The sequence below is a fragment of the Aeromonas sp. Lyrl_2 genome (assembly GCF_051948815.1).
Classification (GTDB): Bacteria; Pseudomonadota; Gammaproteobacteria; order Enterobacterales; family Aeromonadaceae; genus Aeromonas; species Aeromonas veronii.
The window spans coordinates 130,927-148,915 of the sequence record NZ_JAYJLJ010000011.1; the positions used below are offsets into that span (position 1 = coordinate 130,927).

The 17,989-nt window shown below is 60.6% G+C and carries 20 protein-coding genes; 12 read left to right on the forward strand and 8 right to left on the reverse strand.

The annotated features are described in order from the left end of the window. Positions 1-642: a bifunctional 4-hydroxy-2-oxoglutarate aldolase/2-dehydro-3-deoxy-phosphogluconate aldolase gene (locus tag VF684_RS11750; RefSeq protein ID WP_033115605.1), complete on the forward strand. Its 642-nt coding sequence runs from the start codon at positions 1-3 to the stop codon at positions 640-642. 139 nt (positions 643-781) lie between these two features. Further along, positions 782-1,474: a helix-turn-helix domain-containing protein gene (locus VF684_RS11755; RefSeq protein WP_139440666.1), complete on the forward strand. Its 693-nt coding sequence runs from the start codon at positions 782-784 to the stop codon at positions 1,472-1,474. On the opposite strand, the gene VF684_RS11760 is transcribed toward VF684_RS11755, so the two are convergent. Together VF684_RS11760 and VF684_RS11765 are read right to left on the reverse strand one after the other, a co-directional pair. Next, the gene (locus tag VF684_RS11760) at positions 1,463-1,852 is read right to left on the reverse strand and encodes a nuclear transport factor 2 family protein (protein WP_139440667.1); all 390 of its coding nucleotides are present in this window, start codon (positions 1,850-1,852) and stop codon (positions 1,463-1,465) included. The two genes, VF684_RS11755 and VF684_RS11760, sit on opposite strands and share 12 nt — an antisense overlap. Positions 1,853-1,966: 114 nt before the next feature. Then, the gene (locus VF684_RS11765; RefSeq protein WP_043821541.1) at positions 1,967-2,974 is read right to left on the reverse strand and encodes a substrate-binding domain-containing protein; all 1,008 of its coding nucleotides are present in this window, start codon (positions 2,972-2,974) and stop codon (positions 1,967-1,969) included. Positions 2,975-3,063: 89 nt separating this feature from the next. Between VF684_RS11765 and VF684_RS11770 the strand changes: the two genes are divergently transcribed. After that, positions 3,064-3,714, forward strand: coding sequence for a Qnr family pentapeptide repeat protein (locus VF684_RS11770; RefSeq protein ID WP_128834461.1), 651 nt, complete (start codon positions 3,064-3,066; stop codon positions 3,712-3,714). Positions 3,715-3,847: 133 nt separating this feature from the next. On the opposite strand, the gene envC is transcribed toward VF684_RS11770, so the two are convergent. Next, a complete protein-coding gene (gene envC / locus VF684_RS11775) occupies positions 3,848-5,200 on the reverse strand; it encodes a murein hydrolase activator EnvC (protein ID WP_440174254.1) in 1,353 nt (450 codons plus the stop codon). A gap of 9 nt (positions 5,201-5,209) precedes the next feature. Then, positions 5,210-6,739 (reverse strand): 2,3-bisphosphoglycerate-independent phosphoglycerate mutase, encoded by a 1,530-nt coding sequence (gpmM, locus tag VF684_RS11780; protein WP_005356867.1) that lies wholly within the window; start codon positions 6,737-6,739, stop codon positions 5,210-5,212. Between the two features lie 246 nt (positions 6,740-6,985). On the opposite strand from gpmM, the gene VF684_RS11785 reads away from it, so the two are divergent. From VF684_RS11785 to gpsA, 3 genes are read left to right on the forward strand one after another with little or no spacing between them, the layout of a single operon-like run. Further along, positions 6,986-7,417, forward strand: coding sequence for a rhodanese-like domain-containing protein (locus VF684_RS11785; protein WP_005340640.1), 432 nt, complete (start codon positions 6,986-6,988; stop codon positions 7,415-7,417). A 50-nt stretch (positions 7,418-7,467) separates the two neighbouring features. Then, positions 7,468-7,938: a protein-export chaperone SecB gene (gene secB / locus VF684_RS11790; protein WP_005340639.1), complete on the forward strand. Its 471-nt coding sequence runs from the start codon at positions 7,468-7,470 to the stop codon at positions 7,936-7,938. Between the two features lie 2 nt (positions 7,939-7,940). Then, the gene (gpsA, locus tag VF684_RS11795) at positions 7,941-8,945 is read left to right on the forward strand and encodes an NAD(P)H-dependent glycerol-3-phosphate dehydrogenase (protein ID WP_005356865.1); all 1,005 of its coding nucleotides are present in this window, start codon (positions 7,941-7,943) and stop codon (positions 8,943-8,945) included. A 69-nt stretch (positions 8,946-9,014) separates the two neighbouring features. Here gpsA and nfuA read toward each other — a convergent pair whose 3' ends face one another. Next, positions 9,015-9,593 carry a Fe-S biogenesis protein NfuA gene (gene nfuA / locus VF684_RS11800; protein ID WP_005340636.1) on the reverse strand — a complete coding sequence of 193 codons (579 nt, stop codon included), beginning with the start codon at positions 9,591-9,593 and terminating at the stop codon, positions 9,015-9,017. A gap of 80 nt (positions 9,594-9,673) precedes the next feature. Continuing rightward, positions 9,674-10,402, reverse strand: a complete 729-nt coding sequence (locus tag VF684_RS11805; protein WP_139440670.1) for a ComF family protein — start codon at positions 10,400-10,402, stop codon at positions 9,674-9,676. A gap of 38 nt (positions 10,403-10,440) precedes the next feature. On the opposite strand from VF684_RS11805, the gene bioH reads away from it, so the two are divergent. The 4 genes from bioH to VF684_RS11825 all read left to right on the forward strand — a co-directional run bounded on the left by bioH (position 10,441) and on the right by VF684_RS11825 (position 12,644). After that, a complete protein-coding gene (bioH, locus tag VF684_RS11810) occupies positions 10,441-11,205 on the forward strand; it encodes a pimeloyl-ACP methyl ester esterase BioH (protein ID WP_201998621.1) in 765 nt (254 codons plus the stop codon). 71 nt (positions 11,206-11,276) lie between these two features. Beyond that, positions 11,277-11,510: a flagellar basal body rod C-terminal domain-containing protein gene (locus tag VF684_RS11815; protein WP_005340632.1), complete on the forward strand. Its 234-nt coding sequence runs from the start codon at positions 11,277-11,279 to the stop codon at positions 11,508-11,510. 1 nt (position 11,511) lies between these two features. Then, positions 11,512-12,279, forward strand: coding sequence for a putative metalloprotease CJM1_0395 family protein (locus tag VF684_RS11820; RefSeq protein ID WP_139440672.1), 768 nt, complete (start codon positions 11,512-11,514; stop codon positions 12,277-12,279). An 86-nt stretch (positions 12,280-12,365) separates the two neighbouring features. Next, positions 12,366-12,644 carry a hypothetical protein gene (locus VF684_RS11825; protein ID WP_005355353.1) on the forward strand — a complete coding sequence of 93 codons (279 nt, stop codon included), beginning with the start codon at positions 12,366-12,368 and terminating at the stop codon, positions 12,642-12,644. Between the two features lie 70 nt (positions 12,645-12,714). Here VF684_RS11825 and VF684_RS11830 read toward each other — a convergent pair whose 3' ends face one another. Both VF684_RS11830 and greB read right to left on the reverse strand, forming a co-directional pair. Beyond that, positions 12,715-15,024, reverse strand: a complete 2,310-nt coding sequence (locus VF684_RS11830) for a Tex family protein (protein WP_139440673.1) — start codon at positions 15,022-15,024, stop codon at positions 12,715-12,717. Between the two features lie 191 nt (positions 15,025-15,215). Beyond that, positions 15,216-15,689 carry a transcription elongation factor GreB gene (gene greB, locus VF684_RS11835; protein ID WP_139440674.1) on the reverse strand — a complete coding sequence of 158 codons (474 nt, stop codon included), beginning with the start codon at positions 15,687-15,689 and terminating at the stop codon, positions 15,216-15,218. 249 nt (positions 15,690-15,938) lie between these two features. Between greB and ompR the strand changes: the two genes are divergently transcribed. Beyond that, entirely contained in the window at positions 15,939-16,661 is a 723-nt protein-coding gene (ompR, locus tag VF684_RS11840; RefSeq protein WP_005340625.1) for an osmolarity response regulator transcription factor OmpR, read from the forward strand. Next, positions 16,658-17,968 (forward strand): two-component system sensor histidine kinase EnvZ, encoded by a 1,311-nt coding sequence (gene envZ / locus VF684_RS11845; protein WP_139440675.1) that lies wholly within the window; start codon positions 16,658-16,660, stop codon positions 17,966-17,968. Before ompR ends, envZ begins: the two co-directional genes overlap by 4 nt. Positions 17,969-17,989: the final 21 nt, after the last annotated feature.

Below are 17,989 nucleotides of genomic sequence, written 5' to 3' on the forward strand. Positions count from 1 at the left end.
ATGCAGAACTGGAAAGTGACCCCGGCCGAGGTGTTTGCCGCCTCCCCGCTGGTACCCGTGATGGTTATCAACGAGCTGGATCAGGCCCTGCCGATGGCCAAGGCGCTGCTCGACGGCGGCATCTCTGTCTTCGAAATCACCCTGCGCACCCCGGTGGCGCTTGATGCCATCGCCCTCATCGCCAAGGCGATGCCGGATGCCATGGTCGGTGCCGGTACCGTGCTCAACTGCGCGCAGTTTGACGCAGCCGTTGCCGCCGGTGCCCGCTTCGTCATCTCCCCGGGGATGACCCCGGCCCTGCTGGCCCACGCGGCCAAGAGCACCGCGCCGCTGATCCCGGGTGTGGCAACTCCGTCTGAAGTGATGCAGGCGCTGGAAGCGGGCTATGACCACCTGAAGTTCTTCCCGGCCGAAGCGAACGGCGGCACCAAGGCGCTCTCCGCCATTGCCGCGCCGCTGCCCCAGGTGAAGTTCTGCCCGACCGGCGGTATCGGCCCGAAAAACGTGGCCGACTATCTGGCACTCAAGTGCGTGGCCACCGTCGGCGGCTCCTGGATGCTGCCGGCCGATGCGGTCAAGAGCGGCAACTGGGAAGAGGTAACCCGCCTCTCCCGCGAAGCGGTTGAACTGGTTAAACGCTAAGCATCAGTTGTGCAGAAAACCAAACAGGCCACCCTCGGGTGGCCTGCTTCTTTTGGCCATTCTGACGGCGGAAAAGCCATTTACAGGGTGCCGTCTGCTCCCTTATGGTCGTGGTCGGTTTCTTATCCGGCTGGCCGATATGTCCTTTCTCCATCGCTCCTGCCCGCAAGGGCACTTCACTCCGCTGCACTGCCATCCGCAGGCCCAGTATTGCTACATGCAAGAAGGTGGCGGCGTTATCACCGGCGGTGCTGCCAGCGAGCTGCTGGTTGCCGGCCAGCTCTGCTTTTTTCCGGCGGGCTGGGAGCACGAGTTTCGCGTGCTGCGCCACTCTCGCCTGTCGCTTATCTATACCGATTCGTCCGCATCAGCCCCTTTTGGTCTGCGGCAGGTAACGCCGCTGCTGGCAGGGCTTTTTGCCCGCCTGATCGATTTGGAGGAGGGGGCCGAGCGGGAGGCCTATCTAACGGTGATTGGCCACGAGTTGGCGCGAGCTGCCCCGCAAGCGGCCCAGCCTGCGCTGGCGGCCAACCTCGACCCGCGCCTGCTGCGGGTGCTGGAGCGTTTCTGTCAGGCACCCTCCATCAACACCACGCTTGCCGAGCTGGCCATGGATTGCGGCGCTTCGTTGCGCACCCTCAACCGGCTTTTCCTCCAGCAGCTGGGTTGTACCTTCCGCCAGTGGCGCGAGCAGGTGGTGATGGGGCGGGCCCGTCAGTTGCAGTATCAGGGGTTCACATCGGTGCAGATTGCCGACCTGCTCGGTTACGAAGATCCCGCCGCCTTCTCCCGCGCGCTCCAGCGCTTCGCCCGGCGTGGCTCAGCGTCGTGAACCTATGTCGGCATCCTGCTTGCTGCCGCTCAGCAGGCAGGTCACCTCGTCGGTCTGGCAGATCTTGCCGTCGCGAAAGGTGAAGAGACCGCTCACCTTGCAGACCAGCGGGGCGCCATCGTGGCGGGTAGATCGCACCACATGGGTCGAGTGCACCCTGTCCCCTTGCGCGATTGTGGCGACGAACTCGATAGTGGCTTCGGCCAGATGAGCTCTCAGCGCCACAATGTGCTGGCAAAAGGCAATGTAGTCGAGCTGCTCGCCATTCACCTGCTGGCAGTAGTCCGGGGTGAACCACTGGTCGAGCTCGGCCAGGGTAAAACGAGGATCGCAGACAACGCGCTGCAGGCAGGCTCGCAATCGTTCGGTGTTGTTCATTTTCTGCTCCTGAAATGTGGCTGTAATGCCGGGCCAGCATAGAGCAGAGGATGGTGATAAGAGGTTGCAGTATGCGCCATCATTGCGGGTAAACACGCCATGATGGCTGGGGGGTTAGCCCAGACTCTCCCCGACATAGAGGGAGAAGCCGATATCCTTGCGGGTGTCGGGTTGGGATTGGCCGCTGAGACGAGCCAGCAGCATGGTGGCCGCCTCCCGACCGATCGCTTCCCGCGGGGTGGCGATACTGGCCAGCTTGGGGGTCATGGCGTGGCCGATATCGAGAGCGTTGCAACCGGCGATGGCGATCTGCTGGGGCACCGGGATCCACTTGGCCTGACACTGCAACAGGGCGCCCACCGCCAGGTCATCGTTGGTGCAGAACAGGCCGTCGAGGTCGGGATAGCGTACCAGCGCCTGATCCAGCAGCTCGCCCCCCAGAGTGAAGCTGGAGGATTGTTCGGTCAGCAGATGCTGGCCGGTGAGGCCGAAGTCGGTCATCGCCTGATAGTAACCCTCCATCCGCAGCTGGGTGCGCACGTCGAGCCGCGCCCCCAGATAGACCACCTTGCGTCGGCCCCGGCGCAGCATCTCTGTTACCATGGCCCGGGCCGCGGCTCTATGATCCATGCCGACCACCATGTCGATGGGGGTTTGCGGCAGGTCCATGGTCTCCACCACCGGAATGCCGGCGGTGGCGATCATTTTGCGGGTGCGTTCGGTGTGCTGGCTGTCGGAGAGGATCAGCCCATCCACGTGATAGGAGAGCAGGGACGCGACCTGCTCCTCCTCCCGCTCCGGACTATAGCCGTAGTGGGCCAGCAGGGTCTGGTAACCGGCCGGTCGGGTCACCGACTCGATGCCGTGGATCACCGCCGAGAATACCTGGTTGGAGAGGGAGGGGATCAGGATGCCGATCGCCTTGCTGGTCGCGTTGGAGAGAATATCCGGCGCCCGATTGGGGATATAACCCAGCTCTTCCACTACAGCTGCGATCCGCTCGCGGGTCCCCTCCGCTACGGTCTGCGGGTCGCGCAGATAGCGGCTGACAGTCATTTTGGTCACGCCGGTCTGGTCGGCGATATCTTGCAGGGTGGGGCGGCGCTTGCGGGTGGGGCTCATAGGGGTGTCCAGCGTGGATGTTACATGTAACATTACCGTTTTTGGCGGATAAAGTCAGCATATGAAGCCGTTTTTGCAGGAGTTTTCCGATGATCAGAGGCAAGCAGTTCGTGGATGTCCGGTTCGAGCAACAGGATGTGGAGGGGGAGCAGTTCTCGGAGTGCCGCTTTATCGGCTGCAACTTCTCCTGGCTGGATTTGAGCGATAGCCGCTTCATCGACTGCAGCTTCTACGATCGGGAGAGTGAACGGGGCTGCCTGTTGCAGGGTTGCGATCTGCGCGAGGCCAGCTTCCTGCGCTGTGATCTCACCATGGCCGATTGCAGCCGCAGCCAGTGTCTGGGGTTGGAGCTGCGCGACTGTCAGGCGGTCGGTATCAACTTCGGCCATGCCAGCTTCGCCAACCAGATCACCGTCAAAAGCTACTTCTGCGAGGCCCATCTGACCGGCAACAACTTCAGCTATGCCAGCTTCGAGGGTTGTCTGCTGGAGAAGTGCGAGCTGACCGGCAACCGCTGGCTGGGAGCCAACCTGTTTGGTGCCTCGCTGGCGGGTTCCGATCTCAGCGGCTCCGAGTTTGGCCAGATCGACTGGACCAGCTTCAAGCTGCAGGGCTGCGATCTGCGCCAGTGCGATCTGCCGGGGCTGGATCTGCGGCGGGTCGATCTGCAAGGGGTGCAAATTAACGAGGATCAGCAGCAGGTATTGCTGGAGCAGATCGGTCTGGTTGTCTTCCCCTGAGCCGAGCGAAAAATTAGGTAATTTTTCATCAAATGGGTGCGACATTGAGGGGCGATGCTTCTGAAATGACAAAAGCCTGCGTGATGCAGGCTTTTGCTAGTGAGCGTGTGATGCGTTTGTCGGCCGGGTTGACTCAACCCTTGGCCAGCCATTTGGTCGGGTTGATCGCCTCGCCCTGATAGCGAATTTCGAAGTAGAGGCCCGGTCTGTCCTGACCGCCACTGTCACCGACCAGCGCCACCGGTTCACCCTGTTCCACGTTCTGGCCAACCTGACGCAGCAGCGACTGATTATGACCGTAGAGGCTCATATAGCCTTTACCGTGGTCGATCACCAGCAGCATACCGAAGCCGTCGAGCCAGTCGGCGTAGACCACTTGTCCCGGTGCAACCGCCTTGACCTGGGTTCCTTCGCTGGCGCCGATCAGGGTGCCTTTCCACTTGAGCTGGGCGGTACGGGGCGAGCCATAAGAGATGAGGATCGGTCCCTGCACCGGCCAGCGCAGGCTGCCATTGGTCTTGAGGCCGCTATAGTGACCGGCACTGCTGATGCCCGAGCCGCGCTCCGGTTTGCTGCTGGCCACCTCTTCGGCAGGTTCTGCCGGTTTGACGGTTTTATTCTGCTGGGCGGCGAGTCGTTGTTGCTCGGCGCGGCGCTGTTCGGCCAGCTTGCGCTGACGCTCCTGCTCCGCTTTCAGCTTGGCCAGCCGTTCGCGCTCGGCCCGTTCACGGCGCTCCTGCTCTTCCCGCTTGCGACGCAGCTCTTCCAGCCGGGCTTTCAGCGCTTTCTCCGCCTTGACCAGCTTGGTGAGCTTCTGCTCGTCATCCTGTACCGACTGCTGCAACTGGTTGCGCACCTTGGCCCGGCTCTGCTGGCTGGCCAGCAGGGTCTGGTGATGCTCCTGCTGTTCGGCAAGCAGGGTCTGCAGTCTGGTTTCGGTCTCTTTGGTTGCCTGCTGGTTTTTCGCCAGCTTGTCGCGGGTGGCGCGCAGGGCGTCGATGGCCTCGGTGCGGGCCTTGTTGAGGTAGTCGTAGTAGTCGAGTGAGCGGCTCAGTTTGGCCGGATCCTGCTGATTGAGCAGCAGTTTGAGGTAGTCGTGGTTGCCCGCTTGAAAGGCGCTCTCCGCCTGTTTGGCCAGCAACTGCTTCTGATGTTTGGCTTGAACTTCCAGCGCCAGCTTGTCTTTTTGCAGGGTCGCCAGCGTCTGCTGGTTCTGCTTCAACTGCTGCCTGGTCTGGTTGAGTTTGGCGGCGGCGGCCGAGATGGCCTGCTCGTCAGCCTTGAGCTGGGTATTGAGCTTGGCAAGCTCCTGCTTGCTGAGCTTGATGGTCTTCTGTTGCTCTTTGATCTGGGACTGCATGGTGCCCAGCTGCTGATTGGCGGCCAAAGCCGGTTTGCTGGCGCCAAACGACAGGCAAAAAAACAGCGCGCCGGCCAACAGGCCGACGCGACTGGTTTTCTGTGAAATAACTTCGCATCCCCGCATGGGGAAGGATTATTTCAGAATCATCAGGGGCTTGCCAGTCATTTCCGGCGGCACCGGCAGACCCATCAGGGTCAGCATGGTGGGGGCCAGATCGGACAGTTTGCCACCTTCAACTACCTCGGCTTTGCGACCGAAATAGATGAGCGGAACCGGCAGATTGGTGTGGGCGGTGTGGGCCTGACCAGTCTCTTCGTCCAGCATCTTCTCGGCGTTGCCGTGGTCGGCAGTGATCAGGCACTCGCCACCCACTTCGGCCAGGGCGTCGGTGACGCGACCGATGCAGTGGTCAACGGCTTCACACGCTTTGACGGCGGCATCGAACACACCGGTGTGACCAACCATGTCGCCATTCGGGTAGTTACAGATGATGACGTCGTACTTGCCGCTCTTGATGGCCGCAACCAGCTTGTCGGTCAGCTCTTCGGAGCTCATCTCCGGCTGCAGGTCATAAGTTGCAACTTTCGGGCTGGCCACGATCTCGCGATCTTCGCCGGTGAAGCAGGACTCTTCGCCACCGTTGAAGAAGAAGGTGACGTGAGCATACTTCTCGGTTTCGGAGATGCGCAGCTGGGTCTTGCCCTGCTTGGCCAGCCACTCACCCAGGGTGTTGACCAGAGCGGTCGGCGGGTAGGCACAGGCGGTTTTGATGTCGGCCGCGTATTCGGTCAGCATCACGAAGTTCAGCTTCGGCTCGACTGCACGGGCGAAGCCGGTGAAGTCGGTGTCAACGAAGGCGCGGGTGATTTCACGGGCACGGTCGGCACGGAAGTTCATGAAAATCAGCGCATCGCCATCTTCCATCGGGGCAGCTTCGCCGATGCGGGTGGCTTTGACGAACTCGTCGTTCTCGTCGCGAGCATAAGCGGCAGCCAGTGCTTCGGTGGCGCTCTCGGCGGTGAACTCGCCCTTGCCCTGGGTCATCAGGTCATAGGCTTGCTGCACGCGATCCCAGCGGTTGTCACGGTCCATGGCGAAGTAACGGCCGATCATGGAGGCGAAACGACCCTTGCCCAGCTTGGCGAACAGGGCATCGAACAGCTCGATGGAGGACTGGGCGGAGCGCGGCGGAACGTCGCGGCCATCCAGGAAGGCGTGCAGGTAGATCTTCTCTGCGCCACGCTTGGCAGCCATTTCGATCATGCCCATGATGTGCTCTTCGTGGCTGTGTACGCCACCCGGAGACATCAGGCCCATGATGTGAACTGCTTTGCCGTTGGTCACGGCAGCGTCAACAGCCTTGGCCAGCTCGACGTTCTGGAAGAATTCGCCATCCTGGATGTCTTTGGAGATGCGGGTCAGCTCCTGATAGACGATGCGACCGGCACCGATGTTGACGTGGCCTACTTCAGAGTTGCCCATCTGGCCATCCGGCAGACCGACATCCAGACCGGAGCCGGAGATCAGGGTGCTGGTGTAGTCACGGGCCAGACGATCGAGGTTGGGAGTCTTGGCGGCAGCGACGGCGTTGTGCTCTTGCTTGGTGCTGTAGCCCCAACCGTCCATGATGACCAGAACCAAAGGTTTCTTAGCTGTTGACATAAGACTATGTCCTCTCGGATTGGAAAAAATGCGGGAAATGAAACTAGCGTAATATTACTACATCTGCCGAAATAGTCACCTGATAGCCAAGGGGCGCTCCCGCGGCCCCGCAAGCCATGCCCTTCCTGCCATGCTCGCAGCCCAATGATGATGGGAGCCTGCTCGCGCTTTGCCGCCAAGATGGCTGATCTTATCAATACCCCCATGTATACTCGGGCCCTTGTCTTGGTCCCTGGATAGTAGAAGATGCAAGAGTATTTGGATTTTGCGGCCCGCAACCCGCTGCTGACCGCAGCCTGGTTGGGTCTGGCTGGCACCCTGGTTTACACCACTGTGCGTGCCCGTTTGTCTCCGGTAAAAACCGTCAACAATCACACCGCGACCCTGCTGATCAACCGCGAGAATGCCACCGTGGTGGATATTCGCAGTCAGGAAGAGTACGCCAAGGGCCATCTGGCCGGTGCCCAGCACCTGCCGCTGACCCAGATCCAGAGCAATAATCTGGGCCCGGTTGAAAAGCATAAAGATGCCCCCATCATAGTGGTGTGCGAGTCGGGAATGACTGCGGGCGGCGCGGGCCGTCAGCTGAGCAAAGCTGGCTTCAAGCAGGTTTATGTGCTCGGCGGTGGCATGGCCCAATGGCGTGCAGAAAATCTGCCGGTAACCAAGAAACGCTGATTTAAGCAGGGCCTGAGCCCACTTATCCATATAACAAGGAATCAAACGAAATGGCTGACGAGATCAACAACCAGGAAGTACAACCGGAATTCCACATCCAGCGTGTTTACACCAAGGATGTCTCTTTCGAAGCGCCGAACACCCCGCACATCTTCCAGAAAGAGTGGCAGCCGGACGTCAAGCTGGATATGGATACCAAGACCAACATCCTGGCTGAGAACGTGTACGAGGTTGTCCTGACCCTGACCGTAACTTGCAAACTGGAAACCGAAACCGCCTTCCTGTGCGAAGTACAGCAAGCCGGTATCTTCACCATCGGTAACCTGCCGGAGCCGCAACTGGCTCACTGCCTGGCTGCCTTCTGCCCGAACATCCTGTTCCCGTATGCCCGCGAAGCCGTGGCCAACATGGTGAGCAAGGGTTCCTTCCCGCAGTTGAACCTGGCACCGGTCAACTTCGATGCCCTGTTTGCCCAGCACATGGCGCAAGCACAGGCCCAGCAGGCGACTGCGGAAGCCTGATAATGGCTGACCAGATCGCTATCTCGGTCTTGGGGGCGGGGTCTTATGGCTCCGCCCTTGCCATTTCTCTGGCGCGCAACGGTCATCCGACCCTGCTGTGGGGTCACGACCCCGCTCATGTCGCCGAGCTGGAACAAGACCGCTGCAACAAGGCATTTTTGCCTGATGTTCCTTTTCCTGCCGATCTGCAGCTGACTGCGGATCTGCAACGTGCGGTACAAGCTGCCCCCGTGCTGCTGCTGGTCGTGCCGAGCCATGTATTTGGCGATGTGCTGACCCGGATCAAACCCTTCCTGCGCCCCGATACCCGTATCGCCTGGGCCACCAAGGGTCTGGAGCCGGACAGTGGCCGTCTGCTGCAGGATGTGGCCCGCGAAGTGCTGGGTGACGAGATACCGCTGGCGGTCATCTCCGGCCCCACCTTCGCCAAGGAGCTGGCTGCCGGTCTGCCGACCGCCATCTCGGTCGCCTCGACTCACGACGAGTTCGCCGACGATCTCTCCCACCTGCTGCACTGTGGCCGCTCGTTCCGGGTCTATACCAATCCGGATTTCGTCGGTCTGCAGCTGGGTGGGGCGGTGAAGAACGTCATCGCCATCGGTGCCGGCCTCTCCGACGGGCTCGGGTTTGGCGCCAATGCCAGAACCGCGCTCATCACCCGGGGTCTGGTGGAGATGCAGCGTCTGGGTGCGGCGCTGGGTGCCGATGCCAAAACCTTTATGGGGATGGCGGGGCTCGGGGATCTGGTGCTCACATGTACCGACAACCAGTCGCGCAACCGTCGCTTCGGGCTGGCCCTCGGGGCTGGCAAGGATGTGAACACCGCCATGACCGAGATCGGTCAGGTGGTGGAGGGGTATCGCAACACCAAAGAGGTGCATCTGCTGGCGGCCCGCTGTGGCGTCGAGATGCCCATCTGCGAGCAGATCTTCAAGGTGCTCTACGAGGGTAAGAACCCGAAAGAGGCGGCCATCGCCCTGCTGTCGCGAGACAAGAAGGACGAGTAATCTGCCGATTGCCCATGCAAAAGGCCCCGCCAGATGGCGGGGCCTTTTCTTTGCTGCAAGGGCTGCAAATCAGTAGTAAGAGTGGTCGCCGCGCTGGTGCTCGGTGGCATCTTTCACACCGTTGAGCTCACCCGGGAACTTCTCCAGCAGCTGCTTCTCGATCCCCTCTTTCAGGGTGTAATCGACCATGGAGCAACCGTTGCAACCACCGCCAAACTGCAGGATGGCCAGTTTGTCTTCAGTCAGCTCGACCAGGGTGACCTTGCCACCGTGACCGGCCAGCATGGGGTTCACTTCGGACATCAACACGTACTCGATGCGCTCGATCAGCGGCGCGTCGTCGGCCACTTTACGCATCTTGGCGTTCGGTGCTTTCAGGGTGAGCTGGGAGCCCATCTGATCGGTCACGAAGTCGATGGTGGCATCCACCAGGAAGGGGGCGCTCAGGGGATCGACCATGCAGTCAAAGCCGCTGAAGGGCAGGTGTTGATCTTCCGGGTCCACGGCATCGGGCGGGCAATACGATACGCCACACTCGGCATTCTGGGTTCCCGGATTGACCACAAACACCCGGATATTGGTGCCATCAGGCTGTTTTTCCAGCAGTTTACGGAAATGGGCCTGGGCGGCGTCGGAAATGCTGATCATCACTATCCTCATAAACCTGAGTGTACGACTAGGGTATTCATGATAACGCGGTTATTAATACTTGGGTAGCATGCCGATGGCTACTTGCTGTGCCGCAGGGTACGACAGATTGCCCACACTTCTACCTTTGTGATGCCGCTCTCATGGAGCAAACGGCTGAGCTGACCGGCGGTGGCGCCTGTGGTCACGACGTCATCGAGCAGGGCGACATGATGGTATTGGTGGGAGCGGATCCGGAATGCCCCGCGCAGATTGCGCCGCCGCTGCCCGGCGCTCAGGGTTGTTTGTTGTGGGGTCGCCTTGATGCGCTGCAACAGAGTGTTGTCGCAGGGAATGTCGGTGAACTCGCCAAGGGCTTGCGCGATCTCCTCCGCCTGATTGAACCCGCGCCGCCACTGCCGCCACCAGTGCAGGGGAACTGGAATGATCGCCTCCGGCGGCTCGCGGCCATCCAGATGATCGGCCAAGAGGCGTGCCAGTAGCGGCGCCAGCAGGATCTGGCCGGAATATTTAAGCCGGGGGATCAGCATGGGGTAGGGAGCCTGGTAGTCGCCGATCACCTGCAACCGCTCCCAGGGGGGAGGTCTGCGCTGGCAGCGACCACAGACCGGTATGCTCTCTTCTATATAGTCAGCCAGCGGTGCGGCGCAGAGGCGGCATCTTGGCTGTGACTGGTGCAGCGCCTGCCGACACCAGCTGCAGAGCAGGGGAGCGTTGTCGCAAGGCTGATGGCAGAGCAGGCAACTCCCTTGCCAGTCACCGTGGCTGCCGAGCAGCGGGCTTGCTTTAGCGAGCAGTCGCTTTAACATGCTGACCCCAAGAGCATGAACAGGGATCTTGAGTCTAGATGAGCATATCGGTAGAGCAGTTTGGCCAGGGGCCCGATCTGGTGCTGTTGCACGGGTGGGGGATGAACGGTGCGGTTTGGCATGGTGTTGCCCAACAGTTGTCGTCCCACTATCGGGTTCATCTGGTGGATTTGCCCGGCTTTGGCAACAGCCCGCTGGCAGACGAGGTGGATTACAGCCTGCCCTGGCTTGCCGAGCAGGTGGCCGCCATCTTGCCGCAGAAGTGCCATCTGCTTGGCTGGTCGCTCGGCGGTCTGGTGGCAAGCCAGTTGGCGCTGACGTATCCCGATCGGCTGCACTCCCTGATCACGGTGGCCAGCTCCCCCTGTTTCATGGCCCGTGATGAGTGGCCGGGGATCGCCCCCAAGGTACTGACCAGCTTCAACCAGATGCTGGCGGGGGATTTTCGCCAGACCATAGAGCGCTTTCTGGCGATCCAGGCCATGGGCAGCGAACATGCCCGGGACGATATCCGTCAGTTGCGCCACTGGCTGGCCGAGCGGCCGGCGCCCGAGTTTGCCGCACTCGAGGCCGGACTGACGCTGTTGGCCGAGATTGATCTGCGCGAACCGCTGCGGGAGCTGGATCTGCCCTGGTTGCGGATCTATGGCCGACTGGATTCATTGGTGCCCAAGGCGGCCATTCCCCTGCTGGATGATCTCTACCATGCCAGCCGCAGCGTGACCCTCAATAAGGCCTCACACGCACCTTTTATCTCCCACCCTGACGAATTCATTGAAATCGTTCGAGATTTTGTTGGCTAAAAAACAGCCTGCAAGCTTCATTAATCCTCTGGTCTGGCGGATAATTAAGCTGTGACCAGAGGAGTAACACCATGCGTATTGATTCTGCTTTCAACAGCGGGGTTCAGGGATTTCAGCGAGCCGAGCAGATTGCCGACAAGGCATCCAATCAGATCGCCCGCCTCAACACCCCCAGCGGGGATCAGGTGCAAGTGACCGATGAGCTTGTCAATCTCAAGGTGGCCGAGCAACAGGCTGGCGCTTCCGCCAAGGTAGTGCAGACTGCCAGCGATATGATGGGAACCCTGATCGACATCCGGGTGTGAGATGAACATCAATGTCAGTCTGCCTCCCCTTATCCCGACACAGCTGCAACCCCAGGTGGAAGCGGCAAGGACGGATAATCGCCGGGCAGAACTGATCCCGCAGGCCCGAGCGGGTCAAGCCTCCGTTGCCGAATCCGAAGTCGGCTCCCAAAAAGAGAAATCCAAAGCCGCTCAGGCCTCCAGCAATCAGACCTCCCAGAACAGCCGTGAAACCGGGCAATTAGTGCCGACGACACTGCCAGACAATCGCTTTGTCGAGGCAACCGGTGAGGATGGGCAGCGCAAGCAGCAAGATCCCAAACAGCAGGAGCAGCAACAGCGGCAAGAGCAGCAGGTTCAGGATCTTGTCGAGCGTGACAAGGAGGTGCGCACTCACGAGCAGGCGCACCAGTCTGCGGGTGGAGAGTACGCCAGCTCGCCCACCTATCAGTTTACGCAAGGGCCGGATGGCAAGCGTTATGCTACGGGTGGCGAAGTCCAGATCGATACCAGTGTCGTACCCGGTGACCCTGCCGCTACCATCGCCAAGATGCAGCAGATCCGCGCTGCTGCGCTGGCGCCTGCCGAGCCTTCCGCGCAGGACTTGGCCGTTGCACGCAGCGCTGCCGCCAGTGAAGCCAAGGCACGCAAAGAGCTGATGGCCGAGCAGAGCGCGAAATCGGGCGGTGTGCTGAGTGCCTATATGGACAAGCGCAACCGCGTTATCGCGGGCCACTATCAACAGGCTGTCAGCCCGGCCTCGACCCAGTCCCTCAGTCTGCATATCTGAATCCCCCCTCACCAAACTTTCAGCTCCTTTGCCTGTTTTGCAACTAACCTGAAGATCAGGCCCATTCCAATTTCACAGGAGCTGTCATGCATTTCGATGAAGTCAAAGCGGAAGATTTCACCACCTTCTCCCGTGTACCGCCCCCCCACCTGCAGATGGAGCAGTTTCTGATGCAGCTTGGAGGAGGGGGAACTGAAGGAACCAGTTTCAAGAAGAAAGTGATGCTGGCGGCCGGCTGGAGCCACACCGGCGTCGTCTCTTACGGCAAGTATCCGCAAGAGGCCTGCAAGGCATTCAATCGACTGCGGGAGGTGCTGGCCCAGCATGGAGAGCCCGAGAGCATACTTGCTGCCCTGACGCAGTGATCCTGAGCTTCGCGTGTAAAAAAGCCCCTTGTGGGGCTTTTTGCATTCAGAGGTGTTCTGGAAGGTGTCGCTACTTTTTCGCTTTGGAGAGCGCTGCCGCGAAAGCGTTGCCCATGGCACCACCAATAGGGGGGCTTTGGCGCGGCTCATTTCTTGGTTTGGTGTTGCCAGCACTGCTGTTGCGCGCTTCAGCCGGCTTGCGGGCGGGTTGCCCTGCCTTTTCGTCGAGACGCATGGTCAGACTGATCCGCTTGCGCGGGGCGTCCACTTCCAGCACCTTGACCCGCACAATGTCGCCCGCCTTGACCACCTCACGGGGATCCTTGACGAAACGGTCGGTCAGGGAGGAGATGTGCACCAGACCGTCCTGATGAACACCGATATCGACGAAGGCGCCGAAGTTGGTGACGTTGGTGACCACCCCTTCCAGTACCATCTCTGGCACCAGGTCGCTGATCTGCTCCACACCTTCCTTGAAGGTCGCGGTTTTGAACTCGGGGCGCGGGTCGCGGCCCGGCTTGTCCAGCTCGCCGATGATGTCGGTGACGGTAGGTACGCCGAATTGCTCATCGGTGTAATCGGCCGGTTTCAGGCTGCGCAGCAGGCTGCTGTTGCCGAGCAGGCTCTCCACTGTCTGCTCCAGCTTGGCGAGGATCCGCTCCACAACCGGATAAGACTCTGGGTGCACCGCTGAGCTGTCGAGGGGATTGCTGCCGCCGCGAATGCGCAGGAAGCCGGCGCACTGTTCGAAGGCTTTGGGGCCGAGTCGGCTTACTTTCAGCAATTGCTGACGGCTCTTGAATGCGCCGTGCTCATCCCGGTAGGCGACGATGTTCTGGGCCAACGTCTGGGAGAGGCCGGAAACTCGGTTGAGCAGGGCGACCGAGGCGGTGTTCACATCGACCCCGACCGCGTTCACGCAATCCTCAACCACGGCATCCAGCCGGCGGGCCAGCTGGCTCTGGCCGACGTCGTGCTGATACTGGCCGACCCCGATACTCTTGGGATCGATTTTGACCAGTTCGGCCAGCGGGTCTTGCAGGCGGCGGGCGATGGAGACGGCGCCACGGATCGAGACGTCGAGATCCGGGAACTCCTGAGAGGCAAGCTCGGAGGCGGAGTAGACAGAGGCTCCCGCTTCGCTCACGACTATCTTCTGCGCCTTGGCGGCGGGGTAGCGCTCGAACAGGTCGCTGACCAGCCGGTCGGTCTCCCGCGAGGCGGTGCCGTTGCCGATGCTGATGAGCTCGACCTTGTGCTTCTGGCACAACTCGCTCAGGGTCTTGAGGCTTTGATCAATCTGGCGTTTTGGTTCGAACGGATAGATGGTGGCGTGATCGACCAGTTTGCCGGTGGCATCCACCACGGCAACCTTGACCCCGGTGCGGATGCCCGGATCCAGCCCCATGGTGCAGCGCATGCCCGCCGGGGCCGCCATCAGCAGATCCTTGAGGTTCATGGCGAACACCTTGATCGCCTCCTCCTCTGCCGATTCGCGGATACGGCCGATCAGCTCGGTCTCCATCTGAAGCGACAACTTGATCTTCCAGGTCCAGCTCACCACCCCTTGCAGCCATTTGTCGGCCGGGCGGTTCTGCAGATTGAGCTTGAGGTGGTGGGCAATGATCCCTTCGCAGGGGCTGGCACTCTCATCGTCACCGGTTACCAGCGCCAGATTGAGGATCCCTTCATTGCGGCCACGCAGCATGGCCAGCACCCGGTGGGAGGGGGCCTTGTGCAGGGGTTCGTCGTGTTCGAAATAGTCCTTGAACTTGGCCCCTTCCTGCTCCTTGCCTGCCACCACGCGGGCGCGCAGGGTGGCATTTTGCCACAGGTAGTCACGCAGCTTCTCCAGCAAGTCGGCCTGCTCGGCAAAGCGCTCCATCAGGATATAGCGGGCGCCGTCGAGGACAGCCTTGCTGTCGGCAATGCCCTGTTCGGGATTGAGGAAGGTGGCGGCCGCTTGCTCGGGATCCTGCATCGGGTCGCTGAGTAGCAGATTGGCCAGCGGCTCCAACCCGGCTTCGATCGCCATCTGCCCCTTGGTACGGCGTTTGGGCTTGTAGGGGAGGTAGAGATCTTCCAGCCGGGTCTTGCTGTCGGCGCCATTCAATTCGCGCATCAGCTCGGGGGTCAGTTTGCCCTGCTCTTCGATGGAGCGAATGATCACCTGACGGCGATCTTCCAGTTCACGCAGATAGCCGAGGCGGCTCTCCAGAGTACGTAGCTGGCTATCGTCCAGACCGCCGGTCACCTCTTTACGGTAACGGGCGATAAAGGGCACGGTCGAGCCTTCATCCAGCAGGCGCACTGCGGCCTGTACCTGCTCGGGGCGAGCATTGAGCTCACCGGCAATCTGTCTCTCTATGGTTTGCATCATGATGTTGTTGAGGGCCTCTGTGGTCGAGTCCGCGCCATCAGGCGCCAAGTGTGAGCACTATATGGGGTCGTGTTGCGGGATGCCACCCTGCGCCGGGGTCTGCACCCGTCAGACTGATAAAGTCGCAGGGGAGGGCGTTTATCTTGCCATTGCACCTGTGACTCAGGATGTGCCTGTGGCAAGCAGTCCGGCTATTTGGGGTAGCTGATCTCGTTGATATACCAGCAGACGTCACCAACTGGCGTACGGACGATGGCCTCATCGCCGACCTCTTTCTTGAGCAGGGCACGGGCCATGGGGGAGTCGATGGAGATGTAATCCTTGCGCTCGAAGATCTCGTCATAGCCGACGATGCGAAAGCGCTTGGTCTCGCCCTGATCGTTTTCCACCTCGACCCAGGCGCCGAAGAAGACCTTGCCCTCCTGCGCGGGGGCATAGTCGACGATCCCCAGCTCTTCGAGGCACTTGCGCAGGTAACGCACCCGCCGATCGATCTCCCGCAACCGCTTCTTGTTGTACTGGTAGTCGGCATTTTCGCTGCGATCCCCCAGACTGGCGGCCCATGCCACCTTTCTGGTTACCTCGGGGCGCTCCTGACGCCAGAGGAAATCGAGCTCTTCTTTCAGCTTGTTGTAGCCTTCGCGGGTGATCAGCTTTGTCTTCATGGTGATGCGGACCTGGTCAAAGAGGGGGATTCATCGCTAACTGCTCGGGAATATTAGCTTTTGTCCTCTTGCTGTCGAGGGAAATCGTGATGGCTCAGCTGGCGCCATTCAGGGAGTAGCTGGCCAGCTCAGTGACTTGATGGCCGTCACGCTCTCGGGACGGGTAATAACCGGTAACATATTTGTGCTTTGCTCCCGCTATATCCCCCCCTAGTATTGGGGGCAGCTAAAGAATGAAGAGGCAAAGCAATGAGTCAGCAGCAATACAAGGTCCTGGTCGTGGACGATGACCTGAAATTACGTTCCCTGTTGGAACGCTATCTCACCGAGCAGGGATTCGTAGTACGCGGCGTGGCCAATGGCGAGCAGGCCGATCGCTTGCTGACTCGTGAAAACTTCAGTCTGATGGTGCTCGACCTGATGTTGCCGGGGGAAGATGGACTCTCCATCTGCCGCCGTCTGCGGGAAGCGGGCAATCAGATCCCGGTGCTGATGCTCACTGCCAAGGGGGATGAAGTGGATCGCATCGTCGGGCTCGAGATGGGGGCTGATGACTATCTGCCCAAGCCGTTTAATCCCCGCGAACTGCTGGCGCGGATCCGTGCCGTGCTGCGCCGCCATACCGTCGAGCTGCCGGGGGCTCCCTCGGCTGCAGAGAAGGTGGTCAACTTCGGTGCCTTCCAGCTCAATCTGGCGACCCGCGAGCTGAGCCGGGATGGTGAGCCGATGGCGCTCACCAGCGGTGAATTTGCGGTGCTCAAAGTGCTGGTCAGCCATCCGCGCGAGCCGCTCTCCCGCGACAAGCTGATGAATCTGGCCCGTGGCCGCGAATACACCGCCACCGAGCGCAGCATCGACGTGCAGGTCTCTCGCCTGCGCCGTCTGCTGGAGCAGGACCCGGCCCAGCCCCGCTACCTGCAGACCGTCTGGGGTCTGGGGTATGTGTTCGTGCCAGATGGTGACGGTGCATGAAAAAGGTCGGCAGCATGTTCTCGCGCATGCTCTGGTTTCTGGCTGCCGTTCTGGTGGTCTATCAAGCAGTCTCCTACGTCACCTTCTACAACTATCTGCTGGCGCCAACCGTCAAGCAGATCAGTCACTTGCTGGCCAATCAGGTCAAGCTGATCTTTCCGGTCAACACAGAACAACTGGCGCTGAGTGAAGATGCCGAGGCGCTGGTCTATGTGACAACCGGTACCGACATCTATACCCAGAGCGAGGCGGTGCAGCATGGCTTCAACGATGCCAAGCCGTACCCCTATCTGGAGGAGAACATCAGCCGCGAACTGGGTGGCCCGGCCAAGGTGCGGGTCGAGATCCAGGATCACTACATCATCTGGATCCAGCCGCCGCAGGCCAGCAAAATCTGGGTGCGGATCCCGCTGACCGAGATTGAAGATGACGATATCGAACCCCTCATCATCTATCTGAGCGTGCTGCTGGTGATCACTCTGTTTGCGGCCTGGCGCTTTGCCCGGCAGCTGGTGCGCCCGCTCGAGGATCTCGAGGCTGGTGCCGTTGCTGTTTCCAGGGGCCATTTCCCCGAGGCGCTGGGGGAGCTGGGATCACGGGAAGTGCGGCGACTGACCCGCACCTTCAACCACATGTCTCACTCCATCAAGAGCCTGATCGAAGAGCGTAACCTGATGATGGCGGGGGTCTCCCACGATCTGCGTACCCCGCTGACCCGCATCCGGCTGGCCACCGAGATGATGTCCTCCGGTGACGAGTACCTCAAGGAGAGCATCAACGCCGACATCGATGAGTCCAATGCCATCATCGATCAGTTCATCGATTACATCCGCCCGGATGAAGGCCAGGATCTGGAGCCGATCGACCTGACCCAGCTGGTGCACGATACCTTGCTGATCTACTCGGAGCAGGGGCTGGAGGTCGATCTGGCGCTGCCGCAAGAGGCGGTGCGGGTGGCCTGCAATCCGGTCAGTATCCGGCGAGTGTTGAACAACCTCTCAAGCAACTCGCAGCGTTACGGGGCGAGCCGCTTGCATGCCGAGCTCAAGGACGATGGGCACTGGGTGCGCTTGCGCCTCTCCGATGATGGCCCCGGGATTCCGGAGCAGGACTACTCCCGGGTGCTCAAGCCGTTTACTCAGGGTAATGTGGCGCGGACTGTTGGAGGTAGTGGGCTGGGGTTGGCCATCGTGGCCAAGATAGTCGCCCAGCACCACGGCACTATCCGGTTGGGAAGCTCGGATCTCGGCGGCTTGTTGGTCGAGATGCGGCTGCCGAAACATCAGCCACAGGAGTGGATGGATTGAGAGAAGGGCGTATCTGTGGAT